31 protein-coding genes and 1 pseudogene are annotated in these 25697 nt (G+C 55.5%); 11 read left to right on the plus strand and 21 right to left on the minus strand.

Going from position 1 to position 25697, the window contains the following annotated elements; genetic code table 11:
• Positions 1-15: 15 nt before the first annotated feature.
• The 4 genes from ACJO5Y_RS00190 to ACJO5Y_RS00205 form a co-directional block, all read right to left on the minus strand.
• Positions 16-1302 (minus strand): cation:proton antiporter, encoded by a 1287-nt coding sequence (locus ACJO5Y_RS00190; protein WP_406984168.1) that lies wholly within the window; start codon positions 1300-1302, stop codon positions 16-18.
• A 79-nt stretch (positions 1303-1381) separates the two neighbouring features.
• On the minus strand, positions 1382-2206 hold the full coding sequence (locus ACJO5Y_RS00195; protein WP_406984169.1) for a hypothetical protein: 825 nt from the start codon (positions 2204-2206) through the stop codon (positions 1382-1384).
• Positions 2207-2525: 319 nt separating this feature from the next.
• On the minus strand, positions 2526-3404 hold the full coding sequence (locus ACJO5Y_RS00200; protein WP_406984170.1) for a phytanoyl-CoA dioxygenase family protein: 879 nt from the start codon (positions 3402-3404) through the stop codon (positions 2526-2528).
• A gap of 62 nt (positions 3405-3466) precedes the next feature.
• Entirely contained in the window at positions 3467-4426 is a 960-nt protein-coding gene (locus ACJO5Y_RS00205) for a LysR family transcriptional regulator (RefSeq protein ID WP_406984171.1), read from the minus strand.
• A gap of 117 nt (positions 4427-4543) precedes the next feature.
• On the opposite strand from ACJO5Y_RS00205, the gene ACJO5Y_RS00210 reads away from it, so the two are divergent.
• Positions 4544-4783: a hypothetical protein gene (locus tag ACJO5Y_RS00210; RefSeq protein WP_406984172.1), complete on the plus strand. Its 240-nt coding sequence runs from the start codon at positions 4544-4546 to the stop codon at positions 4781-4783.
• A gap of 4 nt (positions 4784-4787) precedes the next feature.
• Here ACJO5Y_RS00210 and ACJO5Y_RS00215 read toward each other — a convergent pair whose 3' ends face one another.
• Genes ACJO5Y_RS00215 through ACJO5Y_RS00225 form a run of 3 tightly spaced genes read right to left on the minus strand, consistent with a single transcriptional unit; the run spans position 4788 to position 6121 of the window.
• Positions 4788-5516, minus strand: a complete 729-nt coding sequence (locus ACJO5Y_RS00215; RefSeq protein WP_406984173.1) for an SGNH/GDSL hydrolase family protein — start codon at positions 5514-5516, stop codon at positions 4788-4790.
• A gap of 28 nt (positions 5517-5544) precedes the next feature.
• Positions 5545-5847 carry a CopG family antitoxin gene (locus ACJO5Y_RS00220; RefSeq protein WP_406984174.1) on the minus strand — a complete coding sequence of 101 codons (303 nt, stop codon included), beginning with the start codon at positions 5845-5847 and terminating at the stop codon, positions 5545-5547.
• A 1-nt stretch (position 5848) separates the two neighbouring features.
• Entirely contained in the window at positions 5849-6121 is a 273-nt protein-coding gene (locus ACJO5Y_RS00225; RefSeq protein ID WP_406984175.1) for a BrnT family toxin, read from the minus strand.
• Between the two features lie 217 nt (positions 6122-6338).
• On the opposite strand from ACJO5Y_RS00225, the gene ACJO5Y_RS00230 reads away from it, so the two are divergent.
• Positions 6339-6989, plus strand: coding sequence for a TIGR02117 family protein (locus tag ACJO5Y_RS00230; RefSeq protein ID WP_406984176.1), 651 nt, complete (start codon positions 6339-6341; stop codon positions 6987-6989).
• A gap of 62 nt (positions 6990-7051) precedes the next feature.
• On the opposite strand, the gene ACJO5Y_RS00235 is transcribed toward ACJO5Y_RS00230, so the two are convergent.
• On the minus strand, positions 7052-7318 hold the full coding sequence (locus ACJO5Y_RS00235) for a DksA/TraR family C4-type zinc finger protein (protein WP_406984177.1): 267 nt from the start codon (positions 7316-7318) through the stop codon (positions 7052-7054).
• 333 nt (positions 7319-7651) lie between these two features.
• Here ACJO5Y_RS00235 and ACJO5Y_RS00240 point away from each other — a divergent pair, with 333 nt between their 5' ends.
• Positions 7652-7990, plus strand: a complete 339-nt coding sequence (locus ACJO5Y_RS00240) for a DUF3135 domain-containing protein (RefSeq protein WP_406984178.1) — start codon at positions 7652-7654, stop codon at positions 7988-7990.
• Positions 7991-8007: 17 nt separating this feature from the next.
• Here ACJO5Y_RS00240 and ACJO5Y_RS00245 read toward each other — a convergent pair whose 3' ends face one another.
• The 4 genes from ACJO5Y_RS00245 to ACJO5Y_RS00260 all read right to left on the minus strand — a co-directional run bounded on the left by ACJO5Y_RS00245 (position 8008) and on the right by ACJO5Y_RS00260 (position 11438).
• A complete protein-coding gene (locus ACJO5Y_RS00245) occupies positions 8008-8379 on the minus strand; it encodes a hypothetical protein (RefSeq protein ID WP_406984179.1) in 372 nt (123 codons plus the stop codon).
• Positions 8372-9724 (minus strand): GMC oxidoreductase, encoded by a 1353-nt coding sequence (locus tag ACJO5Y_RS00250; protein WP_406984180.1) that lies wholly within the window; start codon positions 9722-9724, stop codon positions 8372-8374. Before ACJO5Y_RS00250 ends, ACJO5Y_RS00245 begins: the two co-directional genes overlap by 8 nt.
• A 120-nt stretch (positions 9725-9844) precedes the next feature.
• Positions 9845-10357: a CAP domain-containing protein gene (locus tag ACJO5Y_RS00255; protein WP_406984181.1), complete on the minus strand. Its 513-nt coding sequence runs from the start codon at positions 10355-10357 to the stop codon at positions 9845-9847.
• 208 nt (positions 10358-10565) lie between these two features.
• Complete coding sequence (locus ACJO5Y_RS00260; RefSeq protein ID WP_406984182.1) at positions 10566-11438, minus strand: MBL fold metallo-hydrolase; 873 nt, start codon at positions 11436-11438, stop codon at positions 10566-10568.
• A gap of 101 nt (positions 11439-11539) precedes the next feature.
• Between ACJO5Y_RS00260 and ACJO5Y_RS00265 the strand changes: the two genes are divergently transcribed.
• The 3 genes from ACJO5Y_RS00265 (at position 11540) to ACJO5Y_RS00275 (ending at position 14945) form a co-directional block, all read left to right on the plus strand.
• On the plus strand, positions 11540-12448 hold the full coding sequence (locus tag ACJO5Y_RS00265) for a LysR family transcriptional regulator (RefSeq protein ID WP_406984183.1): 909 nt from the start codon (positions 11540-11542) through the stop codon (positions 12446-12448).
• A 136-nt stretch (positions 12449-12584) separates the two neighbouring features.
• Complete coding sequence (locus ACJO5Y_RS00270) at positions 12585-13400, plus strand: alpha/beta fold hydrolase (protein WP_406984184.1); 816 nt, start codon at positions 12585-12587, stop codon at positions 13398-13400.
• Positions 13401-14945 (plus strand): ATP-binding protein, encoded by a 1545-nt coding sequence (locus ACJO5Y_RS00275; RefSeq protein WP_406984185.1) that lies wholly within the window; start codon positions 13401-13403, stop codon positions 14943-14945. It abuts the gene before it with no gap.
• On the opposite strand, the gene ACJO5Y_RS00280 is transcribed toward ACJO5Y_RS00275, so the two are convergent.
• On the minus strand, positions 14933-15409 hold the full coding sequence (locus tag ACJO5Y_RS00280) for a YbhB/YbcL family Raf kinase inhibitor-like protein (RefSeq protein ID WP_406984186.1): 477 nt from the start codon (positions 15407-15409) through the stop codon (positions 14933-14935). The two genes, ACJO5Y_RS00275 and ACJO5Y_RS00280, sit on opposite strands and share 13 nt — an antisense overlap.
• 245 nt (positions 15410-15654) lie before the next feature.
• Here ACJO5Y_RS00280 and ACJO5Y_RS00285 point away from each other — a divergent pair, with 245 nt between their 5' ends.
• The 5 genes and pseudogenes from ACJO5Y_RS00285 (at position 15655) to ACJO5Y_RS00305 (ending at position 18426) form a co-directional block, all read left to right on the plus strand.
• Positions 15655-16257: a GNAT family N-acetyltransferase gene (locus ACJO5Y_RS00285; RefSeq protein WP_406984187.1), complete on the plus strand. Its 603-nt coding sequence runs from the start codon at positions 15655-15657 to the stop codon at positions 16255-16257.
• A gap of 169 nt (positions 16258-16426) precedes the next feature.
• The gene (locus tag ACJO5Y_RS00290) at positions 16427-16864 is read left to right on the plus strand and encodes a GFA family protein (protein ID WP_406984188.1); all 438 of its coding nucleotides are present in this window, start codon (positions 16427-16429) and stop codon (positions 16862-16864) included.
• 40 nt (positions 16865-16904) lie between these two features.
• Positions 16905-17597, plus strand: a complete 693-nt coding sequence (locus ACJO5Y_RS00295) for a cupin domain-containing protein (protein WP_406984189.1) — start codon at positions 16905-16907, stop codon at positions 17595-17597.
• Positions 17598-17721: 124 nt separating this feature from the next.
• A pseudogene (locus ACJO5Y_RS00300) lies at positions 17722-17808 on the plus strand (DUF3303 domain-containing protein); the annotation flags it as partial.
• Positions 17809-17892: 84 nt separating this feature from the next.
• Entirely contained in the window at positions 17893-18426 is a 534-nt protein-coding gene (locus tag ACJO5Y_RS00305; protein WP_406984190.1) for a hypothetical protein, read from the plus strand.
• 73 nt (positions 18427-18499) lie between these two features.
• Here ACJO5Y_RS00305 and ACJO5Y_RS00310 read toward each other — a convergent pair whose 3' ends face one another.
• The 8 genes from ACJO5Y_RS00310 to ACJO5Y_RS00345 form a co-directional block, all read right to left on the minus strand.
• A complete protein-coding gene (locus ACJO5Y_RS00310) occupies positions 18500-19714 on the minus strand; it encodes a serine hydrolase domain-containing protein (protein ID WP_406984191.1) in 1215 nt (404 codons plus the stop codon).
• Positions 19715-19719: 5 nt separating this feature from the next.
• Positions 19720-20259, minus strand: coding sequence for a CPBP family glutamic-type intramembrane protease (locus ACJO5Y_RS00315; RefSeq protein WP_406984192.1), 540 nt, complete (start codon positions 20257-20259; stop codon positions 19720-19722).
• Positions 20260-20288: 29 nt separating this feature from the next.
• Positions 20289-20492: a hypothetical protein gene (locus tag ACJO5Y_RS00320; RefSeq protein WP_406984193.1), complete on the minus strand. Its 204-nt coding sequence runs from the start codon at positions 20490-20492 to the stop codon at positions 20289-20291.
• Positions 20493-20526: 34 nt separating this feature from the next.
• Positions 20527-21393, minus strand: coding sequence for a hypothetical protein (locus ACJO5Y_RS00325; protein WP_406984194.1), 867 nt, complete (start codon positions 21391-21393; stop codon positions 20527-20529).
• Positions 21394-21471: 78 nt separating this feature from the next.
• The gene (locus tag ACJO5Y_RS00330; protein ID WP_406984195.1) at positions 21472-22407 is read right to left on the minus strand and encodes a chromosome segregation ATPase; all 936 of its coding nucleotides are present in this window, start codon (positions 22405-22407) and stop codon (positions 21472-21474) included.
• Between the two features lie 90 nt (positions 22408-22497).
• The gene (locus ACJO5Y_RS00335) at positions 22498-23361 is read right to left on the minus strand and encodes a DUF6236 family protein (RefSeq protein WP_406984196.1); all 864 of its coding nucleotides are present in this window, start codon (positions 23359-23361) and stop codon (positions 22498-22500) included.
• Between the two features lie 467 nt (positions 23362-23828).
• Positions 23829-24251: a VOC family protein gene (locus tag ACJO5Y_RS00340; RefSeq protein ID WP_406984197.1), complete on the minus strand. Its 423-nt coding sequence runs from the start codon at positions 24249-24251 to the stop codon at positions 23829-23831.
• 40 nt (positions 24252-24291) lie between these two features.
• A complete protein-coding gene (locus ACJO5Y_RS00345) occupies positions 24292-25065 on the minus strand; it encodes a DUF6597 domain-containing transcriptional factor (protein ID WP_406984198.1) in 774 nt (257 codons plus the stop codon).
• Positions 25066-25697 lie beyond the last annotated feature (632 nt).

A 25697-nucleotide genomic window follows, 5' to 3' on the forward strand; every position in this document is an offset into this window, starting at 1 on the left:
GTTTTGTTGCGAAATCTACGGCCACCATTTCAGGATGATCGGCCTGACGGTCAGCCCATGGATGATGATCGAGAGCACGACAACAACCAGTGTAATGTGGATGAACTCGACGTCCACCTCTTCCGGCAACCCAAAGACGATCGCGAACATCAGGTAATAGATCGAGCCGATGCCGCGCACGCCGAACCAGCCGACCAGCATCTGCAGCCTGAGGGGCGTTCCAGAGCCAAGCAGGCCGAGGAAGACGCTGACCGGGCGAACAACCAGAAACAGGAACAGCGCCAGGCCGACCGCTCTGAAACTCCAGGAGTCAAGAAACAGCATCCCACCCAGCAACACAACGAGTACCAGCTCAGACAACCGCTCCAGGGGTTCCTTGAAAAGCAGAGCCCCTTCGGACACCTGGGGGCTGTGCTGCGGCGTCGGCATTGCGGTGTGACCCGAAGATTCCGGTACCGCGTGTGCGTTATTGCTGGTGGCATCCATACCCGCCAGCTTGAGTTCTGTTTGCCGAAGCGAAATAGCCGCCACAAACACCGCCAGAAATCCCCAGGCCTGGAGTGCCAGGCAGGCACCATAGACCACACCGATCAAGCCGAGCCCCAGAAAGTCGTCCAGCAATGGGCCTTCGCTGTCCTGGAGGCGCTGCTTCTGGACAATTCGCGCCAACATCTGTCCCAACACCAGCCCGACCCCCAGCGCTGACAGCGTCGACCACAAGACGTCCTTCAGCACCCAGGCGCCCAGCAGTTCGACACTGGCCGGAGCGTTCATCAGGGCCAGTCCCAGCATGATGAACGGGAAGGCACTGCCATCATTCATGCCAGCTTCACTGGTCAGGGTGAATCGTAAAGGGTCTTTGTCGCCCACGTGGCGAACCTGAACCTCCGTTGCCAGCACGGGATCGGTGGGCGCGAGAATGCCGCCGAGCAGAATAGCCGCGCCCAGAGGCAGGGCAAGCACGTAATGAGCAAACGCCGCGGTCAGGGCGACACTGATGGTCATGGACAGGAAGGCGAGTCGTACCGGAGCACGCCACTCCCGCCAATGGAACGGCAGGGGCATTTTCATGCCGGCGATAAACAGCGACACCAGCACCGCAACTTCGGCGAGCACTTCCAGCAAATGTGCTTCTTTCAGGGGATTGAAATGGAAGGCACCAAACACCGTCGGCCCGAGCACTACCCCAACCGCCAGGTAAACCATGGGCTGTGTCAGATTGAAACGCTGCAGCATGGATGACCGCAAACCCATCATGATCAACAGGCTTCCGATCAACACAAACCAGACGGCGATGGTCACGGTGGTTCTCCGATCCAGGGCCAGTTTAGACGTTATCGTATCCGGAGACCGGTCCGCGAGGGTAAATCAAAAAGCACTATTAACCGAGTATGATATCAGTCAGACCTTTACGTTTACCTTTATCATCGTCATCGTCTTTATCATCGTCATCGTCATCGCCACTACCGTCATCAGACCCGTCATCGCCAGTGCTGTCATCGCCACTACCGTCATCAGACCCGTCATCGCCAGTGCTGTCATCGCCACTACCGTCGTCAGACCCGCCATCACCAGCGCTGTCATCACCACCACCGTCATCAGAACCGCCAGTACCATCGCCGCTTCCTGAGTCATCATCCTCTGGAGGTGTTGGTGTTGGTGCTGGGGGAATGACCCCAAGGTTTCCACTTGAGATCAGGTCTACAAATGCCTGATAGCCAGTCACATTGGTCATGTCTCTCACTGCTGCGGAAAAAACATCAAGCAGCTGGTCCACGGCATCGTTGATCTCGAAGCTGGACTTGAATGGATCAAATCCGTCGTCCGGCAGGTTATAGTTTGCCTTCCGTAGCGCGCCCAGAAACTCCTCTTTGGCCTGATTCAGGCTACCTACGGTCGACGCATGCTCATCTTGTTCAAACCAGTCCATTGGCGCCCTGGACGCGGACAAGGCAATGATCAAATCCGTAAACGGGGTAATGTTGATGATGCCTTCCGAATTGGCATAGCTGTGCAGGATTTTATCCTCACCGTCGCCAGTCACCCGCAAGGCACAAGGTAAAGCAGAATTCTCCACCTGCCCCAGAAACCCACCGGAATCATCAGTGGTTACGGATTCGATAAAGCTTTGCCCACCGTCACATCGTGCATCAACCGGTGCGTTGGCGATTGGGGCGCCAACGGCAGCCCGCCCGGAAAGTGTCACTAACTGATCACCGGCAACATCACCTGAATCGTCAGATGAGGGCCCTGACGGACTACAACCATGCAATGCGACTGCCAGAGCCAGGATTCCTGCCCTGTTTGATATCCATGTCATGGTCAAACCCTCTCAGTACCCGACATGAGAGTTGCAGCAAAATGAACGCCACAGGGTAAGAAGTTTCGTGAAAACAGAGTGGGGGAAAGCCGGATAAGAGCCTGTCATTGCGAGGTTGTAAAATATGCCGACACAATAAACATACCGTGCCTTGTTACCAGGCACCTGGCATCAAAGAATCGTCAAGACTTTGCAGGCGTTTCATTCATTCGTTTTCGCCCGCATCCGCCTCGGAAATACGATCCAGCTCCCCCAGCTTCTGCCCACTGATGAGGTTACGAAAAATCTGGGAAGTCATGAACGGCGCCGAACCATCCACATTGGGCGCGCCCGAACCCGCAGCCATATCACGGCGGTTCACCGTCCGTGTTTCAAAAGACAGCCGTGTCAGATTCGTTGTGTTGGGAACGCTTGCGTGCAGGTGGGCACCTGAAAAGCACAGGAGATCACCCGGTAACAGACTGACCACCAGGGCGTCGTCCCAGCCCGGTGCTTCGGTCGCCGTCGGCAGAAGCGGATAAACGGGAGTGCTTTTCGTCCGGTGCGCCTGCACCATCTCCTGAAAATTCCAGTCGGCACTGTTGTTCTCGACGATCCGCGTAAAAAAGCCGGGGAAAAGCGCGAGCGTTCTCTCTGGCGTCGTGTCGTAGAGTGGCGCCCACCAATTGACCTGTGCCGGTAGATTGGAGCCCCAGGTGTCCCTGTGGGCGCGAAGCGGTTCGGTTCGCTCGCCTTGTGCACCCGATTGGGGTGGCTGGACACGAATGACAGCGCCGTCGCCGTAGGTCTCGTCCAGATCCGTATTGATCGCAGACAGCGCTTGCCGCCACGCCAGATCCACGTCGCTGTCCTTTCTGATTGCAGCGCGCAACGCCTCGACGGCGTGTTCGATTTCGATGGAGGACATCGATAGGTGGGCACCGGTCGGATCCTTGCCAAAATAGCGGATGCAATACGCGCGCAACCGATCGGTCAGCTGAGCCATCGCAGCAAAACCGCGAAAAACGATCAGCTCGCCCCGGTAGAGTCTGGCATTGCGCTCGGCCTCGGGCAGGGGTGTTGCGAGATGATATAAAGCTGCCATGGGCCGACACCTGTCCAGAGTGATGTTATGGGCCGGGTTGGATTGTCGCACATAACGCCAAGCTAGCGTAAAGGTCGCCCGGCCAGGCGCTGTTGCTGTGCCCGGATGGTTTCCGTGAGAAAGTCCATCAGCGCATGAATCCTCACCACGCCTCGCAGGTCCGGGTGCATCAGAAACCACAGGCCGTATTCCAACTCGGGGATGGGGTCGGTGAGCTGGATAATGTCGGGATCTCCGTCCGCCAGATAACAGGGCAGCACGGCCAGCCCCATACCAGAGCGAATAGCGCTGAGAATGCTGACCAGAGTATCCACACGGTAGACGCAGGCTTCCTTCAGCGCGTTATTGTCCATCCACTGGTTCAGCGCTGAATCCTGTAGTCGTGGCCCGGCGCCAATCCAGGGCTGGCTGACAAGGGATTCGATGGGCGCACCCGGGGTCAGGCCGAGACTTCGGTGTCCGTAGACGGCCTGGCCAATGGTGGTCAGCGGTCGGCCAATCAGATTTTCAGGGGGACGGTTGGACGGACGAATGGCGACGTCCGCTTCCCTACGCGTGAGGTTGAACAACTGGTTGGAGACAGCAACGTCCAGCACGATGCCAGGATATTTATGCCGGAATTGCGTGAACAGAGGCGCCAACAGCCCCATCAGCAGGGAGTCCGTTGTGGTGGTCCAGATCTCTCCACTGGGCTCCAGGTCACGACCGGCGACTTTACGTTCGGCGGCCAGGGCGGCCTCGTCCATAATCCTGCCCGTGTCGGCAAGTTCTTCCCCCGCAAGCGTTGGCCGATAACCGGTCCGGCTCCTCTCAAAGAGAGTCACCCCCAGACGCTGTTCAATATCACCCAGCCGCCGGAAAACCGTAGCGTGACTAACCCCCAGTGCCCGTGAAGCGCCGGAGAGGGAGCCCGCATTCGCGACTGCGAGTACGGTCTCAAAGTCACTCCACGCCAGATGACTCCGGGTTTTCTGCTCAGCGACAGAAGACTTATCGGATTGCTTGCCTGTTCGTTTTTGCAAAGTCTGTACTCGCATTTATGGAATAGTTTGCAGTTAAGAACAATATTAGCATGTACCTGAACTCACGAGATAACCACGACGCACCGCTATCAGGTGCGGCGTATGGAGGTCAGAGACATGTTGATTTCAGAAGAGATGAAGTACTTTCACGGCGGTCTTCCTTTTGCGCGCCGCGACAATGATGACGTGACAGACCGGAGAGTCGACGAGTCACTCGGCGGATGCATACCGCCCAGATATCAGAATGGGCTGGGAGGCATTGATATTGAGCAGGTAAGCCGGGATCAGCGCCAAGCGCGGCGAGAGTTTGTCGGGGCGATGCTACAACGCCTGGGGAAACTGCGGCACCGGCATTGAGAAGTTATGGGCGCGGCTGATCCGGAAGCCAGTTGTCACCAGCCAGAACTTCCGCAATGGCCCGGTAGCCCCTGTCACTTGGATGATAGCCATCACTGGCCAGAAGTGAAGCATCGGTGATCGCCGGGTAACCCCGGTATTGGAAATCCCCGGGTGCCTGCCTGGCCAGTTGCTCATAGACCCGATTCAGCTGCCGGGCCCGCCACCCGATGATGTGTCGAAGCGGGGAGGGCAACGCTGTAAACAGGTGCATGGGCGGCACGCTGAGCAGGTAAACCGGCCCCGGGTAACGTGGGGCGAGCATGTCGCGAAGCGCCAGCAGTTGCCGCCGGAACCGATACCTGGGTGTGAAGCCGGTGGTGTCGTTGACGCCCATGCTTAGCAGAACCACATCGGCCTGTGGTAGCTCCATGCTGGCCAGTTTTCGGTTGAGCTGATCCATACGGATGCCGTTCACGCCAAAGGTGTACCAGGAAACGGTTTGGCCTGTTCGCTCCTGCAGTTGCAGCGCCAGTTGGCTCGCAAGACCCTGCTCATGGCTGGATACCCCCACGCCGGCCGCCGTGGATTCGCCGATGACCAGAAGACGCAAATCCGGCAAGCCCTCGCCGTACTGGCCGGATGGGACACCCTGGGCTTCAGGCAGCCGGGGCGTATTCTTCCGGGCCCGTTTGCCCTGATACAGCAGAACCGGGAAGAGCAGGGCGGTGGTTAGCCAGAATGGAATGTGCATGGGGCGTTCTTTGTGGCAGCGACGCGCGTTAGCGCGTCCGCTGGCCAGGTTTGTTAGCAGAAATGTCCTTGAGACCACCCGAAACATACTTGTGTAAGACACTGGAGACCAGAGACTGGTAAGGAAGCCCCTCTTCCAACGCACGGCGCTGAAGTGCCTCCAGATCCCGGCTGGAGATTCGGATATTGATCCGCTTGTCTTTCTTGAACGTTTCTTCTGCCGCCTTGGTGAGATACTCCCGGCGGTCATCGTCCAGGTCCGATTCAAACTCCCCGGATTCATATGCTTCAAGCAGCTCTTGCTCTTCAGAATCTAATTTGGTTTTGGCCATACTACCCCCCTAGAAATTTCTTGGTGGCCTTGCGACTGGGAATAATTGTCTTGAAAAAGAATTCCCTGTCATTCTCAACGTACGGTACCAACCAGGCGTAGTCATCAATCCGAACTACAAATAAACGCTGGTTCGGATACTTGTCCCTGTTGGGGTGAGGTCCATCATCAAGTAAACCACCAGATTGAAGGGCGAACAGAACATCTTCGAAAGAAACCCCACGTTCGCTCATCAACTGCTGATTCTTTTCCGCATTCCAGTTAATTTGCTTCATGACGCGAGTCTAACAGAGTGTGTGCCTATTGGCATCTTGCTGTCATAGGCACGCTAGAAGCGCTGCCGGAAGACGATCCCGACAACCGCCTCGCCACTTCCTCCAGCAACGCCGAGGCGACGCCTTTCCTCGCGGCATCCGGCTCGGAAACTTTTCCGGCCCCTTTAATTTCTCTGATAGTGTAGGTTACTGCAGTCTCACTCAATGGGGCATCAGGATGAAAGCAATTGGCCTACTGTTCGTGTTGTTCGCCATTTACGGATGCTCCGGAAAACCCCATATCGTTGAGCCGGATGTCCTAACTGACAGCTCTCGGACGAGCAGACTGTACGTTGTGAGCCATGGCTGGCATGTGGGGCTCGCTATCGCCGCTGAAGAACTCAACCCGGTGATCCCGGATCTGAAGGAGCGGTTTTCAGGAGCAGAGTATTACGAACTAGGGTGGGGCGATGCGGGGTTCTACCAAGCCAGTGAGATCACAACAGGGGTGACGCTTCAGGCCATCCTCTGGTCGCAGGGAGCCGTGGTACACGTTGTGGCATTGCCGGTTTCTCCTGATGAGTACTTCCCCGGGACAAATGTTGTCGACACTTGCCTGAACGCTGAAGAAGCCGAATCCCTGACGCGCTACCTGTCCAACAGCCTTGCCCGGGATGCCGCCAACAACCTGATGGAACTCAAGCGTGGAATCTATGGTGACAGCCAGTTCTACGATGGCGAAGGCCGGTACCACTTACTCAATACCAGTAACAAATGGGCTGCGAAGGGGTTAAAGAGCGCGGGAATGGATATATCGCCAACGTTCAAGCTTACGGCCGATAGCGTCATGGGGTTTGTTGAGGAGAACCGCAAAGACTGCAGCCTGTAAATCCAGGTAACTCGGCAATAGAGGAGCTCCTGGTTAGCCAGAAGGGAAGGTGCTGCAGTAAATTACCGGAGTTGACTGTCCTTGCTGCCACGGCGATTAATACCGCGTGAAGAAGTTTCCTGCTTTTCGAGAGCGGATTGACACTCAACGCAAAGCCGGACGCCGGGAATCGCTTTGCGGCGCGCTTCCGGAATAGCACAGTCACACTCTTCACAATGGACGGCGCTCTCACCCATAGCCAACTGGCTCCGTGCGCGTTGCACTTCATCTTCAACGCTCGCGTCGATTTGATCCTGAACGGCGCCATCCCGTGACCAACCACCTGCCATAGCGTTCTCCGATCTGTGAATGAATCCCCGTCTCTGTTGGATACCGTACAGAAACTGCACATCAGTATGGCTAATATTTTACATCACGGGTATAGCAGTAAGCGATCGGCTATCAGTTTCCCGGCCGTCTAACCTCAGGATGAGGACAGGCGAGCCTACAAGGATGATCAAGGATAAGTTGGACCCCAAGGAATGACACGGATGTAATTGGGTGTGTCCGGGAAACTGATAGCCGATTGCCCCTAGTTTCCAGGCTGGCGAACGCGGGATACAGCAGCTTAAATTACAAAAGGTGCCGCACTGACTGCTTGAATCCAGGAAAGGAGGAAAGTTATGGATGTGCCCACGTTTGATGAGCTCAGGGATCTGCTCCAGCGTGACCCGGAAGGCTTTGAGAGATTGCGCGCGACATTGATTGACGACTGTATTCGCCGCAGTTCGAAGTGCAATCAACGCCGGTTGCGGGGCCTTCAGTTTGTGATCGATGCCCGGCGCCGGATAGCCGGCAGTCCCATGAAGGCACTACTGGATATTCAGACCATGATGCGCGACTCACTTCTCGCTCTTCAGCAGGCCCTACTTGCTCAGCACCGCACCTGTGAACCACCCGCGCCGACAAACGCAAGAATCCTGCAATTTCGACGGTCCCAGTCCTCAGTGGATGAACTGTGAATCGGATTCGTAACTGATCAGTGCCACCTCTGCAGGTATGCCAGGGCGTACAACTCGAGTTCGGTCTGCGTGTAGTAAAAGCCTTTATAGATAATGAGCGGCTCATGACGCGCCAGGTTGATTACCTTGTTATGGTCTATTCCGTGGTGTGTTGAGATCACGCCTTTGTGCGCCAGCTCTGAGTGAAGCGCGTCTACAGACCTGCCCGCCGAGTAATCGCGGAACAGTGGGTCTGCGAGCTCCGCAAGTTGTTCACTGAGTGGCGTTGTGGGCGCGGCTATGTCGCCGTTCTCAGAGGGACGCCCGTTGGGCGCAAGCCGCGCGCAACCGCTGATGCTGAGCCATATCGCCGTAGCGCTGAGACCGGCGAGCAAGGTGCGCCTATCCATGAGCCTTTCCTTTTAAAGTGCTGGCAAGATGCGCGCCCAGGCGCAACGCCATTGCCACAATGGTGTAGGTCGGGTTGGAGGCGCCGCCGGCAGGAAAAACCGACGACCCGGCCACGTAGAGGTTATCCGTCGTGTGCACGCGGCAGTTGCTGTCGACCACGGAATCGGCCGCAGACAGCCCCATTCGTGTGGTGCCCATCAGGTGTCCGCCATCATGCACCCTGAATTCGGGCTGCAGGACAGAGGGGCGTCCCAACCCCGAGCGCAGTAGTGCCTTGCCGAACAAGTGCCAACTCTCACGCGCCAGATCATGGTAACGGTAGTGGAAATCAACCCGCGGCATGGGGAGTCCAAGGTAATTGCGCTGGTCGCTGTCACGTACGGAATTCCTGGAATCCGGGGCAATCTCGGCCCGAATGGCGACCGGGGTATAAAGCATCTCGCGCCGCGTGCCCAGCAGCACGGCTGGGGTCGTCTGTTTCAGATTGAAATCAGCGCTGAAAGACAGCACGCCATTCTCGAGGCAATAACTGTCTGATAACTGGAGTGCGTGTACCACGCGAGGATCGTCTTCGATGCCCACCGGGAGCCTGTCCCGGTCCAGGTACATGTCCGCCACCGCGTAGATGTGTGGATGCTCCATCAGGCCCAGTCCGACGGGCATTGGCGCAACAATATCAGAGAGCTGCAGCAACCGCGGATTGCCCACCCCACCACAGGCAAGCACAAAGGTGTCTGCCGACACGAGCGTTGGTGAGAGCAGGGGCGCCAGTGAGTCTTGCAGTTCCAGAGCAGTGACGGTGCGCCCCCGCGTTTTGAGGCGGAGACCGGTGGTGCCAAGTATCAGGTCAACGCGAGGATGGTGTTGGAAGAACGAATGGTACTTTTTACTAAACCGGACCGGCGGGCTCAGGTAGAAGGGCTTGTAAACCAGCTCCGATGTTCCTTCAATGGCCACCATCGGTTGGCGATAGGCGTCGTTTGGCAGCTCGAGAATGCGGGCGGCAGCTGGGTACCAACGGTTTATTTCCTGATAGGGGACAGGCCACGCTTGAGCTGTGAAGGCTCTCTTCTCCAGCACGGCACAAAACCCGCCCCAGATGGTGGAGGTGCCGCCAAAGCAACGTTGCGTGTGCATGGGAAAGTAAAAGTCTGGCAAATCGCCATGTAACTGGACGCTGGCCAGGGTCTGGATGGTTGGGTGTGGCTCCAGCAATCCGCTCTCGATGACGGCGATTTTAAGGGAAGACTCTTTGGACAACTCAAGCGCCGTGGTGATGCCGGCGGGACCGCTACCGAGGATAATAACGTCATAATGACGGTGCTTGGGTTGATTGAGAATCATCGATTCAGCCTTCCCCGCTGGTTCGCCCGGGACCCGCCCGATAACGTCGCGTACTTCGTTCAGTATTGACGACATGCCGCGAAAAGCACGTAAATTTTTCGTAAATGAGGGAAATCCGGGCTAACGCGGCCGGGCAAAAACCTGGGTCCAGAAAGGGGAATATTGCGAGCCTGGCGCGTCGATCCTTGCCGCGCCCATTTCGGTGAATTCGGCACTCATTAAATTGGCGCAGTGTCCCGGGCTTGAGAGCCATCCATCAACGACGTCATCGACAGACTGCTGGCCTGCTGCGATATTTTCACCCACCGCCGACCAGCTGTAACCCCTGTCATTCACCCGCTTGCCGGTTTGAACACCTTCAGGGCCGGTATGACTAAAGAATTCCAGCTCTGCCATATCCTCCGAATGGGCCCGGGCGGCATCCTCGAGCTTGCAGTTCCAGGACAGCGGCTCTGCTGCGTCAAAGTCCTGGTCGCCGCATTGCCGGGGCTGGCTGCGAGCTTCATTGACGCGATTCAGCAAAGCCCGATCGGTTTCGTCCATCTCGCACTCGCTGGCCACAAGAAAACCGGAAAAGCCGAGAAAAACCAGCAGGGCAAGGGCGTAGGGTGAACGGGGAAATGAGGAAGTCATAACACACCTACCGAGTACGCTACAGAATTGGCATCAAAGCCGGGTTTACTGACCAATGGTTGGCTTGAGTTCACCCACTATTAAATCATTGGATCATTGAATCCGGAACAGATCTATTCTTTATCGTCGAAGATAATCCTGTCCCGGTTTTCGCTGGGGCTGATCACCTTGCCGAAAAACCAGCGAAACCCGAGTCAGTTCTTTGGCATTACGGCCACTGCATCTCGCCCTTGAGCACCTTGGCGCTCAGTTCGAGGCTGCTGTCGTCGAGCAATGCCGGGTACCTGGCTTTCATCGCCGCGATCAGGCTTTCGCTGTCCTTGGCTTTCGGCAACTCGGCTTCCAGAGTCAGCAGGTAGTCGCGGGTAAAGCGCAGGTCGTCCAGGTTCAGCTTGGGCTGGCCCAGGTAATGGCCGGGGATCAGCGTGGTCGGTTGCAGGGCTTCGAGCTGGTCGAGGGATTTGAGCCAGGACTGGCGCGCCTCGACGGTCTGCGCATCGGCGATCCAGGGGTGGATGTTGGCGTAGGTGAGCACCCCGCCGACCACGGTTTTGATGCTGGGGATCCACAAGCTGGTGTGCTTGGGATCGTGGCCGACCAACTGCAGGCTTTGCCCTTCCAGAGTCAGGCTATCGCCTTGCAGGATTTCCGGCACAATGGTGCGCTCCGGTGCGGTGTCCTTGAGGATCGGCCCCCAGTACGCCAGCTTGGGCTCGCGGCTTTTCTCGATATAAGCGACGGTCTCTGGCGTTGCCAGCACCATGGCTTCAGGGTAGGCGCGGGTCAGGGTGTCGAGGCCGAAGTAAAAATCCGGGTCGCCGTGGCTGATGAAAATGGTGGTCAGGTTTTTGCCGCTGGCCTGGATGCGCTCGACCAACTCCCGGGCTTCGCGAGTGGAAAACTGGGCATCGATCAGGATCGCGTCGCGCTCGCCGCTGATCAACGTCGAAGTGACCGGGAAGATGGCGCTTTCGCCGGGGTTGTACACCTCGACGCTGAGCGGTTGCGCCAGGGCGGTGCAGGCACTGGCGAGCAAAGCGGCGCCGGCGACGAGTTGGCGGACAATACGGGTAGTGGACATGCTGACCTCCGTTTCTTTAGTGGTGGAGAGATATTAGTTGCTTCAATTGTTGCAAAAAACCCCATAAACTGAGCAGGTTTATTGCGTATATCGAGCGAATAATGGATCGTCTGACGGCAACCCGGGTATTTGTCGAAGTGGTGGAGAGGGGCAGCCAAACCGCGGCTGCCGAGGCGCTGGAGATGTCGCGGGCGATGATCTCGCGCTATCTCGGGGAGCTGGAAACCTGGGTCGGCGCGCGTCTGTTGCATCGCAGCACGCGCAAGCTGAGCCTGACCGGCACCGGTGAACAGCTGTTGCCGCAGTGCCGGGAAATGCTCGCGGTGGCCGAAACCATGCAGGGCATCAGTTCGAGCGGCGACACCGTCCCGCGCGGCAACCTGCGCATCGCCTGCAGCCAGTCGTTCGCCCAGGCCTGGTTGGTGCAGGCGTTGAACGAGTTCATCGCCCTGTATCCGCAGGTCGGCATCGATCTGCTGATCGGCAGTCAGGCGGTCAATCTGGTCGAGGCGCGGGTCGACCTGGCACTGCGCATCACCAATCAACTGGCCCCCAATCTGATCGCCCGCCAACTCGGGGTATGCCGCTCGGCGGTGTGCGCCACGCCGGCCTATCTCAAGCGCCACGGCACCCCGCAGCGGCCCGAGGATCTGGCCCAGCACAATTGCCTGAGCTACGCCTATTTCGGCCGCAGCACCTGGAAATTCAAGCGCGACGGCGAGCCCTTCGCTGTCGCCGTCAACGGCAACCTCAGCGCTAACGAATCCATGGTGCTGCTGGAAGCCACGCTGGCGGACGCGGGCATCAGCCAGCAGCCGCTTTACTCGGTTAGCGCGCTGCTACGCTCGGGGGCGCTGGTGCAGCTGTTGCCCGAGTATCAAACGCAGGCGTTGGGCATCCATGCGCTCTATGGCAGCCGCCGGCAAATGCCGCCAGCGCTGCGCGCGTTACTGGATTTTCTGGTAGAGCGGCTTGCCGAGAAGCCGGACTGGGTGAACCAGGGGCCATAATTATCGGAGTTGGCTGTCCTTGCTGCCCCGGCCCCGCTTTTCTGGTTCCCCATTTCCGCCTTGGACGCTCTATTCCCTGGGGACTATGCTTAAATCAAAGGTGCCCGACTTGAGCCATCGGCACAAGGAGTGGCTGATGAACCGCCAGAAAGTTGTCCGCAGGAACAACGTCCACCTGATCGGGGATGGTGCTCGCACCATGATGCTTGCCAATGGGTTTGGTTGCGATCAGACCATGTGGAGGTACCTGGTGCCGCGATTGCCGGAGCATTACACGCTGGTGCTTTTTGATTATGTCGGCTCAGGCGGCTCGGATATATCGGCGTTTGACGCGGATCGCTACAGGTCACTGGGAGGCTATGCGAGGGACGTCACGGATATTTGTGAGGCGCTTGAGCTTCAGGACGTGATTCTCGTGGGCCATTCGGTAAGCAGCATGATCGGCCTTCTTGCATGCCAGGCAAATCCGGCCCTCTTTGAGCGGCTGGTGATGATCTGTCCGTCTCCCTGTTTTCTGAACATACCCCCCGACTACCTGGGCGGCTTTGAACAGGAAGATCTCCAGGAGCTCCTCGACTTGATGGAGAGGAATTATCTGGGGTGGGCCAGCTTCCTGGCCCCGCTGGTCATGGGACGCGAGGCACCACAGGATATGATTGATGATCTGGCCAAAACCTTCTGTTCAACCGATATCAGAGCTGCCAGGGTTTTCGCCCGGGCCACGTTCTTTTCGGATTATCGCCACATTCTTCCCGACTCAAAGCATCCCGCGCTGATCCTGCAGAGCGAAACTGACGCTTTGGCCGATCAAAGGATTGGTCATTATATGCATGAGCGGATGCCCGGAAGTACGTTTTCGTTGATCAGGGGAGAAGGCCACTGCCTCCACATGACTCACCCTGCCGACGTAGCGGACCGTATCGAGCACTTCTGCGGTGACCGGAGGCGCTGAATGCAGGAATTTTCCGACCCCGGCCCTGAAGAGTTCCCCTGTGGTTGCATGGTGACTACGGGCCCGGGTACGCCCGGTGAGCGCAAAATCGTGTTTGCGAACCGCTATTTTTATAACCGGCTGGGTTTCAACAGCGGCTCCTTGCTCGGACACTCCCTCGCTTCTTTGCTGACGCCCGCATCCTGCATCATTCTCGACAGTTTTATTCTGCCGATGCTCAAGCATGAAGGGAAAGTCGAAGAGATTCTGCTAGAGGTCCTCAGCTCCGATGACAGGCACATTCCTGTGGTGGTTAATGCCGTAACTGACGGGCCGGGGGAGAAGTACATTTATTGGAGCCTGTTCCGGGCGGTTCAGCGGGACAGGCTTAACAAAGAGCTGAACCAGACTCGGGATCTGGCCGAGCAGGCGAGCAGGGCAAAATCCCGGTTTCTGTCCAACATGAGCCACGAGTTGCGTACCCCGATGAACGCAATTCTTGGTTTCAGTCAGATAATGAAAGCCGATCCTGCTCTGTCCGAAAGTCACTGGAGCAGTGTCGATGAAATCATCAAAGCCGGTCATCATCTGCTTGAACTGATCAACGAGGTTCTGGATCTGGCGCGGGTGGAGGCTGGGCAGATAGACGTGTCACTGGAGCCGGTGCAGGTCACCACGTCCATTGAAGACGTGCTGGGACTGGTACGGCCTCTGGCCGAAGAACGTGAAATACAATGCCGCCTTAACGCCACCGAATGCCTGAGTGTGAAAGCTGACCGTACTCGCCTGAAACAGGTGCTGCTGAACCTGGCCTCCAATGCCATCAAGTACAACCACGTGGGCGGCGAGGTCACCGTGGATGTTAAGCGAGTTCAACACAACGGTGACAATCGGGTGCGACTCTCTGTTACTGATACAGGGCCGGGCATTGACCCTGAGGATTTACCCGGATTGTCCACACCCTTTAATCGTCTCGAGAAAGAGGACAGCAGCATCGAAGGCACAGGCATCGGGCTGACCATTACCCGGCAGATTGTCGAAGCCATGGATGGGACGCTGGGGATAAGCAGCGAGGTAGGCGTTGGCAGTACCTTCTGGATAGAGCTGCCCGAGTGCCAGCCAAAGGCTCCCCCACCAGAAACCTCGGCGGAGAAGCCTGCAGCTGACACCGGTGCACGAGAGCCACGATCAGACATTGTGTTATACATCGAGGACAACCCCGTCAATCTCAAACTGGTGGAGCAATTTGTCCGCCGGCACGGCAGGGCCCGGATGGTGGCAGCAGATACTCCGGAAAGAGGCATTGAGCTGGCTTCCACACTCAAGCCGGCGATTATCCTGCTCGACCTTAGCATGCCTGGTATGGACGGCTTTCAGGTAATGGAGATACTGAAGGCGAAACCGGAACTGGCAGGCATACCCATTATCGCCATGAGCGCTTATGCCTTGCCGGAGGACATCCACCGGGGAAAGGCCGCTGGTTTCGACGATTATCTGACCAAACCGCTAAAGCTGAATCATTTCTTCGAGGTTCTGGATCAGCATCTGAATGATCAGCCGCGCTGAAAGACGCCCACCAACCGGTTCATGCCCATCAAATGAGGCTCCACCTTTTCGAGAAATTCGCCCAGGCTGAGGCCGGCAGGCAGGTCCAGTTGCTCGTCCAGGGCCAACACCCAGAAATAATAATGATGTCGGCCATGGCCCTTGGGAGGCATGGGGCCGCCATAGCCACTGGTTCCGAAATCGTTGGTGCCCCGGGTGCCTTTTTCCGTGCCCTCGTCCAGATGGGGTGTCGAGGTCGGCAAGTTGTACAGTACCCAGTGCACAAAGCCGTAGGCGCCGTTTTTCACCTGCGGAGCGTCGGGGTCGTGACAGATTACCGCATAGGATTGGGTTCCCTTGGGCGCACCGCTCCAGGACAAGGCGGGTGAGAGGTCGGCGCCTTCTCCTGTATGCCGGGTGTGGAGCTGGCCATCCGGACCGAAGTCGGGGCAGGTTACCTTCATGCTGGACAGTGCGAAGGCCATGGTCTCACTCCTTCTTTCAAAGAGGGACGAAAGCCCTGCCGCAGGCTTGCTGTCGGGCGACAGAGCGTGGTTTAAATTCCATGATCCTCCCGTGTTGGTGGGCTTTCAACAACTTCGTTTCCGCAGGGTGGGTCGCAAATTGCCATAATCGGTCTTGTTGGTAACTGTGGTGTCCACGGCCTGATGACCACCAGCATGAAATTGGTAGAATAGCCCCCAATCAACACCGGACAAAGAGGCTACCAATGACGCCAAATTACCTGCGCACCCTGGTCGTAACCGGTAGCGAATTGAATCCTTGGCTCCAGGCGGTGGCTGAGCTGCGCATTCGGGTCTTTCGCGACTTCCCCTACCTCTACGATGGCTCACTGGAATACGAGCGCGATTACCTGCAAACCTATGTGGAGTCCGGCACAGCGGTCTGCGTATTGGCGTTGGACGGCGACCGGGTCATCGGCGCCTCGACGGGCCTGGCCATGACCGACGAAACCGAGGAGTTTCGCCAGCCGCTGGTCGAGGCCGGGCTGGATATCAATTCAGTATTTTACTGCGCCGAATCCGTGTTGCTGCCGGACTACCGCGGCCATGGCCTGTATCGGGCCTTTTTCGATGAGCGGGAGGCTCACGCCCGCCAACTGGGCAAGACCCTCAGTGTATTCTGCGCCGTGCAGCGGCCGGAGAACCACCCACTGAAACCGAAGGACTACCAGCCACTCCATCCGGTTTGGAAACGCTTCGGTTACAACCCAATGCCGGAGATTCAGGCAACCTTTCCCTGGAAAGACATCGACCAGCCTGTTGAGACGGATAAGCCTCTGATGTTTTATCGGAAATACCTGGGCCGTTGACGGCGCATCTCTATTTACTCTTTCTCTCACCCATCGTCGGGCTAAAAAAATAGGTCCTTCCCGGTTTTCACCGACCTTGTGGCATACGCTGCAAGGTTCCATACTTTGAGTCTCAGGATCCCTTTCCGGGGATCCACGGCGTATAACCTCAACAAGAGGGGAAGGAGCCATGTCAAAGAAATATGCCGGGGGTTGTGATCATATCCACACCCATTCAAGTAATGATCCGATAGACAACCACATCTGCCATTGTTCTGTCTGTAAACGTGTCACCGGGCAAGATTCGACCCATGTCGTCTTCTTCAACCACCGTGACCTGACAGTGGACAATCGGGAAGGCCTGAACCGACAACCTTTCAACGATCAGAATCCGGATGGACCACTCGAGCTGTGTACCTGCGCAACGTGTGGCACACCCATCATGCTGGATGACAAGCAAAGACGAATCCGAGCGATTGTTCCGAACCTTATGGGGTACGATCCAGAGAGCCTGCCCCCGACTTACCATGCGTTTTTTGACGAGTCCACGGGCACGCCTCGTCCTGATGATGGTCGTCCCGTTTATGAGGGTCTGCGGCCCGACTTCGTCTGGCCGCCTTCCGCGTGAATAGACTGGATTTCGCGACCGGGTGGGGGAACGGCATCCTATGCTGATCAATGCGGATTTCAACAAACGCGCAGTGGTTCACGGAGCGCGCCAGGACTGGATTCCGTCCCCCATGCCCGGTGTCGAACGGCGGATGCTCGATCGGATTGGCGACGAGGTGGCGCGAGCCACATCCCTGGTGCGCTACGCGAAAGGCAGTGCATTCTCACCCCACACCCATGACGGCGGTGAAGAGTTCCTGATCCTGCATGGGGTTTTCCAGGACGAGCATGGCGATTATCCGGCGGGAACCTACGTGCGCAACCCGCCGACGTCACGCCATACGCCCGGGGCAGAGCAGGGCTGCCTGATGTTCGTGAAACTGCACCAGTTTGATCCTGCCGATCGCACGTTCGTCAGGATCGATACCAACCGAATCGGTCGCATAACCGATCCCGAGAGGCCGGATGTAGCCGTCTCACCCTTGTTCGAAGATGAACGGGAGACGGTTCAACTAGAAACCATAGCCCCTGAGGCGTCGGTCAGGGTCGGCGACCCCGGGGGCTTCGAAATGCTGGTGGTTGATGGAACACTCACCGTTGACGGCGAAGACTACGAACCTCAATCCTGGCTGAGACTGCCCCCCGACGATTACGCGAGACTGGTGGTGGGACCAAAAGCCGCGACTGTTTGGGTCAAGCGGCGTCATCTCAGACAACGTGCGCTGAACGCAGGTGCTTTTGCCATTTCGTGAATGGACGGATTCGTCGAATGTTCCGTTAAGACATCTCCGAGACCTCATCGCTGGACGTCGAAGCGGGGATAGGGCGGTCAGTTTCTGGAGACCGGTGGTAAACCACCAGAAGGTGTCGCCCTGGTGGAACGACCTGATGCGGATGGAAGTCAGTCCAGCGCTGACGGATGAACAGATCGCTCCCTTGATGGCCGCGGCAGTTGAGCGGTGAACCCATTGACCTTTGTCATCGTGTAGCTATATATCCGGAATGCAGCCGCATCTTTGACGAGCAATCGGTAGGGGGAGTGCAGGGGTGATTCTAATCAAGGTGTTATGGTACCTGGCGGGCTTCGGCGCGGTCGCCGCGCTTGGCCTGATGCTTATTACCACGGTACGCATCGCCGTTTTCAGATTTCACCCACGCCCATTTCGCCCAACTTCCCTGGAGCACGGGGCGCTAATTGCCAGTATTCTGGCGGTGCTGGCCTCTGCCCTGTATTTCCATATCGGTTGGCAACCGGAAACCATTCAAATATCGGTACAGCGACTGGCCGATGGCACCACGGACTACAGTCGGAGTGTGGCGGAGCCGGCACGGTTGCAGCTGGAATGGCGGGGCAAAGTCGAATTTTTTCTGTTTCTGGTCATCCCCTTGATGATCGCCATGCTGGCTTGGTCCATGAAGCGGACTCGAACTCGACCCATCGTGTATGGATTCTGTGCTTTGTTGATGGTCAGCCAGTCTGCCGTCGGCATGTCCGGCTATGGGCTCCTCTATGTGCCGGCCGCCCTGTTTCTTCTGTTGGCCGGGGCCTGCGCGCTTTTAAAACCACCGGGCCGCGAGTGAGCAGCGACGGTTGGACTGCCTCACTCCAGAACCCCGGACCAGTTTCGGTCTCCCTGCTCCTGGTTGGAAACCTCTAAACCAACGCCCCATTAACAATAGCCCGCAATTCCTGACGGATCGGGTAGGTCGATGAGGGGATCAGTTGCGTCATGAAGATCACCACCAGCTCCTCCACCGGATCGATAAAAAAGTTGGTGCTCGCCATGCCACCCCAACCATACTCGCCGACCGATCCGTTGATCTGGGATTTGGCGACGTCAGTCTTTACCGAAAAGCCCAGACCGAAGCCACTCCCGGCGTAAGGTGTTTCGCTGAACGCACCGACAGAGAGGCCAGGCAGGTCCTGATTGCCGGGCAGATGATTGCGACGCATGAATTCCAGCGTCTTTCGGCCAATAATCCGCCGCCCACCAAACTCGCCGCCCTGACAGAGTGCCTGGGCAAAGTGGAAATAATCGTCAATGGTGGAAACCAGCCCGCCGCCGCCAGACAGAAACTTCCTTTTGTCCCGGAAAGGGGAGGTCTGCGGATCGTCCTGCAGCTTGAACTGATCGACAGGATCGTACTGATAGCAGGCGGCGAAACGGTCAAGCTGATCGTCACGAACATGGAAGCCGGTGTCGGGCATGGCCAAAGGTTCAAAGATATGTTCGCGCAGATACTCATCAAACGGCTGATCAGCCAGCAACTGCACCAGATACCCCAGCACATCCGTGCTGACCGAATAGTTCCAGGCGGTACCCGGTGAGAACTCCAGCGGCAGTTCCGCCAGATGACCGACCAGCGCTTCCAGTGTCATATTCCGGCTGCCATCCAGCTTCAGCTCCCGGTAGGCGGCGTCAACGTTGGTGCGGTTCATGAACCCGTAGGTCAGGCCTGACATATGGGTGAACAGGTCGCGAATGGTCATGGTGCTGGTTGCAGGTGTGGTCAGGAAGTTGGGATAGACACCGCTTTTGTAAACCCGCAGGTTTTTCCAGGCCGGAATATACTTGTGTACGGGATCATCCAGCAAAAACCGCCCCTGCTCATAGAGCTGCATCATGGCGATAGACGTAATCGGCTTGGTCATGGAATAAATGCGGAACACCGTATCCCGGCAGACTGGCTTGTTGCGCTCCACATCCATCAGCCCCTGAGCTTTCAGATAGGCAATTTCCCCACGCCGCGCCACCAGAGTCAGCGCGCCGGGCAATTTCCCCGGCTGGATATAGCGACGATCAAGATGGTCTTCAATGTGAGTAAGGTGGTCTGGTGAAAGGCCGGTGACCTGTTTGGATTCCGTCATAGTGATTACAGCTCCAGTACGAGATTTCTGCCGCCAAGAAAAAGCACCCAAACCGACACTGTAACCCAATGAATGATCACCGGCACCCAGATAGACCGGGAGAGGGCATAGCCATAGCCACAGGTGACGCCCAAGGCACAGGTGATCACCAGAAACCAGGGGTTCAGGAACAGCGGAATGGCCGTGGGATTAAACGCCAGCGCATTGAGCGGGTGCCACAGCACAAAGACAACCGTGCTGATCCCCACAGCCCAGGTGGCCTTGACGACGCCGGAATCCAGTACATTCCGCGGAATAAGCACGCCCCTGAAGAAGGCTTCTTCAAGAAAGGACGGGAACACAAACAAAAGGATGGGCAGCAAAGGCGTGAGGGTTGAGTCCAGCCATCCAAACTGAAACAACCCGGCCCAGAAACCGACTGACAGAGCTATGATGACGAACACTGGCACCAGTGCCCAGGCCTTCAATGGGGCCCGGAAAGGGGAGGCCAAAAGACTCTGGCCAAAGTTGTTACGGAGGTACTTGAAAGGCTGCTTTGACATCATAGGAGTGCGTACACCTGCCTCGATCTGCGCTAGACCTTGCGCCTCATCTTTGCCGCGATGAGGGATACCCACGCCACGCCAATAATCAGGGCTGACAGCAGCAGACCGCTCAGTACAAATGCAGACGGCGCCCCAAACGCTGGCTGAGGTACAGCCTCCCGAAACAGGCCGTTAGAGATGGCCAGGGCGAGTATGCTTAGCCAGATTATTAGTGCCTTTGAGGCCTCGGTCATATCATGTTTCGGGGTTTTCCCACAGCCTCAACGTTTAGCGAAGCGGCCCGTAAGGGACGTCCGGCTTGCGTGAATGGTTATTTGGACGATTGTCGTGAATCAAGCATCTTAGCTCCTGATCAACCTCACGAACGAATGCCGCTGATTCGCGGGCCAAGTCCATGATTTTGGATTGAGTAATTTCATGACGATTACCTTCTTTGTCCAAACCGTTGCGATGAACGCAATCATGTCTGATGAGAACCGCCTGGAATAGCCAAGGAATGTCTGGAAACTCAATACCCAGAACATCTCTAAACATAGGCTTAACTTTACGTAAGTCATAGAAAATCAATGCTTTTAGGTACCGGCCCACCGTTATTCGGAGCTCTTCCCACTGGGAAAAAATTTCCTTGAGCGAGAATTTTTGTTTGGCCAACTCTGGATCTGACTCAACTAATTTCTGAATCAGCTCTTCAGAGTTAAGAACTGCATGAATGAAAGCACTGGATAAATATGCCTCTACAGCAGTAACTGTTTGAACATATAGCATATTCTTCAATGTGCGATCCGCATGGGGTGGGACAGGCATTTCTACCAGCGCCACTATCCCTTGGATGACCTCAGTGAACTCCTCAAACTGTTGGGTAGATTGGATGATCCAAGAAACATCATCTTCTTCAGGTAGGTTTCTAGCATCAAACGATAGGTCCACCGCTCCAGCGACATTTACATCTACGTCGAAGAAAGTGTTCGATACCTCGACTTCGAATTCGTTACCGCACCCATCACAGGTTGCAGCATCAAAATACTCTGTTCTGCTATCGCTGTGCCTTTCCGCCATCAGGTTCGGAGGCGGAACCGGTAGTGTTTCCTCAACGACCGCGCCACAAGGGCAGTAGAAATGGATATCAACTTCCATGAATACTCACTAAGAATTCCAAATAATGCTTCGAATAAGCCGCCAATTTGTGAGCGGCAGCGAGTATATTGGTCGGCTTCATTCGCTTAGGCTTTGTTGCGATTCAATTCTCTGAATGAATGCTTCGAATATAGCTCGTCCTTTTTCAATATTTTCTTGAAAAATTGCTCGATAATCCTCTTCTTCTATCTCAAGATCGAGCTCGTTACGAACTGACAGAACCGCATCAGGTAATTCTTCGGAAACGTCGTAAAAAGCACCCATAGTTTTTTTTGTAAATTCGAGATGTTCTTGATTCTGCAAAACTGAAAGCTCAACGATCTCACCATCCAATCTATCACGTTGCTGGCTTTCGAATTTAAAGCTTTGATCTACGTACTCCCAAGTCCCCTGATTGACTACACCTTCTAGGTTAAGGCTCTTCATGACTTGGATGTACCTTTCCACTTCTGCCTGATGCTCATTCCGGATAATTTGCAAACCCTGAATTTGGCCCTGCCTTTGTAATAACTCGGCTCGTTCGAGAATTAAGTCAAGAAAATTAGCAGCGACTTCACCAATAAACTTGGTCACCGCATTGACAGTTTCTTTTCCGCCAACCAGCTGAACTCTTGCGATCTTTCCAGCATTAGAAGAGAAAGTGGAAGTAAGCTGGTCATTGGAAATGGTTAAATTGGAGAGACTGCTCAACATATTTTGGATTATAGTAATAGCCTCAACTGCATCCATATAAACTTCTTTCTTCAGCGTTTTCTCTCGTTCAATGGCTGCAATTTTTATCTGATTATTGCTTTTAACCTCTTCTAGAATCTTTGCATAATCAGTTTTCACGGACTCTACTTTTTCTGTAATACCCTCAATATCTTCTTGCGTCGCCAGATTTTTACCCTTTTCCGTCAGATATCCAGGTAGGAAAAATTTGATCAGCAGGAAAACTACCACACCAGCTATCGCAGCCTCAAAGCCATAGCGGATCGCGAAGTAAAATAATGATTCAATTTGATCTACTGGCACCTGCTCTCCTTATATGCCTAACGCCGCGCTCTGGGGCAAACTGAAGCGCAGCGTAAGTTTGCCCCTAGCAGCGCTTTATTATGGCCTGAGCTATTTTGTTAATATTTTATCCGCATGTGCGTTGGCTATATAGCCGAGCACTTGCTTTTCCTTAGATGGCTCAAAGGTTTTTGTCGATTTTGCTTTCACTTTTATTGTTGAAGCGACTGCACCGACTATTGTTCCAATGGGAACCGTATATAGACTTGTAAAAAAATCAAAGGCTGCGCCAGCTGCTACGCCGGTCCCAACATTTTTTCCATTTAAGTTTAGCTCTGCGGAAAGATCGAATTTACCACAGCTTTTCCAACTTTCTTTTGACACTTGATCAATAGCTACAATGGATTTCTGAAATTCAGATACTGTTTGCTTTGATTTCAAACTCGGATCTGGAGAACTGAGTACCTCGATGTACAGATCATCGATTGATTTGTGCAAATATTCCAGTTCATCCTTTCTGCGCTCCTTAAATTCAAGAATATCGGGAATATGGACATCGCCAGAAGGTACTGGGAGGCAATTAACGAGATCAATTCGAATGAGTTGCTTTTCTACCGAATCTTTGTCTGGAATAATAATCTCATCGCCTATTTGGTGAAGCACCCAATCAATATTTCTGTCATTTTCTATCAGATCCTTTGCTATTGATGTTTGCGCTATCAATTGAGCCCTAGCCATTAATTCGCCATTGAAAGTACCTGAAAAAGGAACTCTAGGTCTGGTAACAATACCTGTACTTAATAATTCATTTTCTTCCGGTACGGCTAAATGGATAATGTTATTCGTAGGAATTACAACTTTATCCCAATAAAGAAGGAAATACCTGAGATCTTCTTGTGTTAACCCTCTCTCAGTTCGGAATTCAGCACCATTACCAGAAACACGGGCAGGCGCTGCAATTATTCCTTTTTCCATCAGTCATTCCTCGAACTAATTTTTTGGTAGCCATAACACCGAAGCATTTAATGGTCGTGCGCAGCATGACCTTTAAATGTCTATTGGACTAAGCCGCCAAGGCCGCTGCTATCGGGCGGAGTATAAAGATAAAGTAATTCGGGGGCAGGAGCCGGAGCGGTGAGTCTGGTTGCCGGGGTGCATCAGCACCAGCGTACATGGGCCTCGTTATATCCTTCATGGGGCGGTTCCTTGTTGTGGTTTCATTCAGACTACCCCGCAGATACCGCTTTTTCCAGTCCTGGACCATACAGAAGCCCAGCTCACAAGGAACTGTAGGCTTTCACCCGCCAGATCAGGATCAACAGGAAGGCTAGCCAGTCGGCACGGCCGCTCTTCTGAACCGGGGGATCTGACGGACCATGCGAACCAGACCCTCATCACAGCGTGGGCATGGCCAGCAACGTTGGGACTCTGGGCTCACCCGCCTAATCTTCGACCTCCCAAGCAGGATTCCAAGCGATTTCCCAAAGGTGGCCGTCGGGGTCTTGGAAGTATCCGGAGTACCCGCCCCAAAACCGGTCACGGGCAGCATCTGTGACCTTGGCCCCAGCCTTTTGCGCCAATTGCATGATGGCGTCGACCTTCTCCTTGGACCCGACGATATGTCCGATAGAAATTTCGGATGAGCTAGGAGAATCCAAGGAAACATTCGCATCCTTGGCGAGCGCAGGTCTTGGATAAAGCGCTAGAATCAAATCATCGTTCATGTTAAAGAAAACAACGGCGCCGTCCTCGAATTCGGTACCGATAATACCTTCGGTAGGTAGACCCAGACCGTCACGGTAAAAGGCCAGTGCGCGCTCCAGATCGGCCACTCCCAGAGTGATTACTTTGATACGAGGCTTCATAAACTATTCTCCTCTCAGCCAGGTCAGTCTTCAGCCTAGCTCATGAGGACAGCGGGGAATTGAATAAATCGGACAACGCCACGCCAGACAAATGCCGAGGCAGTAGGCGGGTCGGAGACTGACCGGTCAAAGTGCGCACCTCGCGGCACAGGTGCGCTTGATCGGCATAGCCGGATTCCATGGCCAGCCAGGTCAAGCTGGTCGATAAAGAGGTATTGGCCAGCCAGCGCACACGCTGCAGCCTCATGATGCGCTGGAACACCTTGGGACCATAGCCCAGGGCAACCTGGCAACGGCGATGCAATAGCCGCTCACTCAGTTGCAGTTCCTTGGCCAATTGCCGAATCTGCCCATCAGGATTGGAGGCGAGCCAGTGGGCGGTGTAGCACATGGTCGGGTCCAATGGGGCGATATCAACGAAGTACTTTTGGAGCAGGGCCGGCAGCTTGGTCAAGGTGAGCTGGGTAGCCGTGCATAGAGGGCTGGTTCGCAAGATATCCGCCAGTGGCACATGCAGATTGCGAAACTGCGCTGCGGGAAGACCCAGAGCGACACCGGCCCAGCCTGGACGCAGGCGGGCTCCCAACACGGCGGTACCCGGAGGCAGGGTAAAGTGCTGTGCCCGGTCCATGGGGCCGGCTACCAATGGCGTAGCGCCATTCAGCCAGATCAGATCCACACAACCATCCGGCAAAATGGGGCGCTGGCCGTCGGTGTTGCCAGTGATGTGCAGCTGCCACAGGCAAACTAGTTGCCGAGTCAAGGCTGGCGGTGGCGGCCATTCCCGATAGTGGAACTTGGACAGAGCATGCATAGTTACCTCTCTGCAAGCATCGCTCGCAGCATTCGCGGCTTTGGAATGAAGGCGAAGCCGCAATGGAAAAAGCGTCGCCGTGCCTGCGATTGATACTGATTGAGCCTGCTCCCCAGTCCAACGGTTGCCCGCTAAGCTGGAAGGCGACCAAGCTCTACAAGGGAGAAGACTCATGAACTTTTACCATAGCACCCACCGCCATTATTGTGGAATCGATTTGCACCCCGCAGTTTGTATGCCTGTATCCTTGAAGAACAGGGTGATGGTCTTCGGGTGGAGATTCCGTTCGTGGAAAACCAAGCCCCTGTTCTTGCGTATGAAAAGTGGGAAAACGCAGTTCCAATGCTCGAGAATCCTATGAAAGTCCTCTAGTGTGTTCAGCTAGCGCCGGAAGGCAACCGAGTGATGGACGATTGAAGAGTGAGCCAGTGAGAGAGGCATGAGCCGCACAAAGGCCGTTGTATTGCTGGGCCCAGGTGGCCCGCAATGAATGCGGTAGTTCTACGCTAAGCGTTATATCCGGCGGCGCTGCGGCTAATTACGGCCGTGCAGGCCTGGATCTTCTATGTCTTCAGCCGATTCATTGTTGCTGGGGAGGGCATTGGAGTCTACGCAGTATTTTTATATCTGAT

Source organism: Marinobacter alkalisoli (genome assembly GCF_045449855.1).
GTDB lineage: Bacteria > Pseudomonadota > Gammaproteobacteria > Pseudomonadales > Oleiphilaceae > Marinobacter.

Coding starts and splice junctions, on each gene's coding strand:
- ACJO5Y_RS00200 (WP_406984170.1), bottom strand. CDS start 3,404: ATGGCAGCTTTATATCATCTCGCAACACCCCTGCCCGAGGCCGAGCGC.
- ACJO5Y_RS00210 (WP_406984172.1), top strand. CDS start 4,544: ATGTTGATTTCAGAAGAGATGAAGTACTTTCACGGCGGTCTTCCTTTT.
- ACJO5Y_RS00215 (WP_406984173.1), bottom strand. CDS start 5,516: ATGCACATTCCATTCTGGCTAACCACCGCCCTGCTCTTCCCGGTTCTG.
- ACJO5Y_RS00220 (WP_406984174.1), bottom strand. CDS start 5,847: ATGGCCAAAACCAAATTAGATTCTGAAGAGCAAGAGCTGCTTGAAGCA.
- ACJO5Y_RS00225 (WP_406984175.1), bottom strand. CDS start 6,121: ATGAAGCAAATTAACTGGAATGCGGAAAAGAATCAGCAGTTGATGAGC.
- ACJO5Y_RS00230 (WP_406984176.1), top strand. CDS start 6,339: ATGAAAGCAATTGGCCTACTGTTCGTGTTGTTCGCCATTTACGGATGC.
- ACJO5Y_RS00235 (WP_406984177.1), bottom strand. CDS start 7,318: ATGGCAGGTGGTTGGTCACGGGATGGCGCCGTTCAGGATCAAATCGAC.
- ACJO5Y_RS00240 (WP_406984178.1), top strand. CDS start 7,652: ATGGATGTGCCCACGTTTGATGAGCTCAGGGATCTGCTCCAGCGTGAC.
- ACJO5Y_RS00245 (WP_406984179.1), bottom strand. CDS start 8,379: ATGGATAGGCGCACCTTGCTCGCCGGTCTCAGCGCTACGGCGATATGG.
- ACJO5Y_RS00250 (WP_406984180.1), bottom strand. CDS start 9,724: ATGATTCTCAATCAACCCAAGCACCGTCATTATGACGTTATTATCCTC.
- ACJO5Y_RS00255 (WP_406984181.1), bottom strand. CDS start 10,357: ATGACTTCCTCATTTCCCCGTTCACCCTACGCCCTTGCCCTGCTGGTT.
- ACJO5Y_RS00260 (WP_406984182.1), bottom strand. CDS start 11,438: ATGTCCACTACCCGTATTGTCCGCCAACTCGTCGCCGGCGCCGCTTTG.
- ACJO5Y_RS00265 (WP_406984183.1), top strand. CDS start 11,540: ATGGATCGTCTGACGGCAACCCGGGTATTTGTCGAAGTGGTGGAGAGG.
- ACJO5Y_RS00270 (WP_406984184.1), top strand. CDS start 12,585: ATGAACCGCCAGAAAGTTGTCCGCAGGAACAACGTCCACCTGATCGGG.
- ACJO5Y_RS00275 (WP_406984185.1), top strand. CDS start 13,401: ATGCAGGAATTTTCCGACCCCGGCCCTGAAGAGTTCCCCTGTGGTTGC.
- ACJO5Y_RS00280 (WP_406984186.1), bottom strand. CDS start 15,409: ATGGCCTTCGCACTGTCCAGCATGAAGGTAACCTGCCCCGACTTCGGT.
- ACJO5Y_RS00285 (WP_406984187.1), top strand. CDS start 15,655: ATGACGCCAAATTACCTGCGCACCCTGGTCGTAACCGGTAGCGAATTG.
- ACJO5Y_RS00290 (WP_406984188.1), top strand. CDS start 16,427: ATGTCAAAGAAATATGCCGGGGGTTGTGATCATATCCACACCCATTCA.
- ACJO5Y_RS00295 (WP_406984189.1), top strand. CDS start 16,905: ATGCTGATCAATGCGGATTTCAACAAACGCGCAGTGGTTCACGGAGCG.
- ACJO5Y_RS00310 (WP_406984191.1), bottom strand. CDS start 19,714: ATGACGGAATCCAAACAGGTCACCGGCCTTTCACCAGACCACCTTACT.
- ACJO5Y_RS00315 (WP_406984192.1), bottom strand. CDS start 20,259: ATGATGTCAAAGCAGCCTTTCAAGTACCTCCGTAACAACTTTGGCCAG.
- ACJO5Y_RS00320 (WP_406984193.1), bottom strand. CDS start 20,492: ATGACCGAGGCCTCAAAGGCACTAATAATCTGGCTAAGCATACTCGCC.
- ACJO5Y_RS00325 (WP_406984194.1), bottom strand. CDS start 21,393: ATGGAAGTTGATATCCATTTCTACTGCCCTTGTGGCGCGGTCGTTGAG.
- ACJO5Y_RS00335 (WP_406984196.1), bottom strand. CDS start 23,361: ATGGAAAAAGGAATAATTGCAGCGCCTGCCCGTGTTTCTGGTAATGGT.
- ACJO5Y_RS00340 (WP_406984197.1), bottom strand. CDS start 24,251: ATGAAGCCTCGTATCAAAGTAATCACTCTGGGAGTGGCCGATCTGGAG.
- ACJO5Y_RS00345 (WP_406984198.1), bottom strand. CDS start 25,065: ATGCATGCTCTGTCCAAGTTCCACTATCGGGAATGGCCGCCACCGCCA.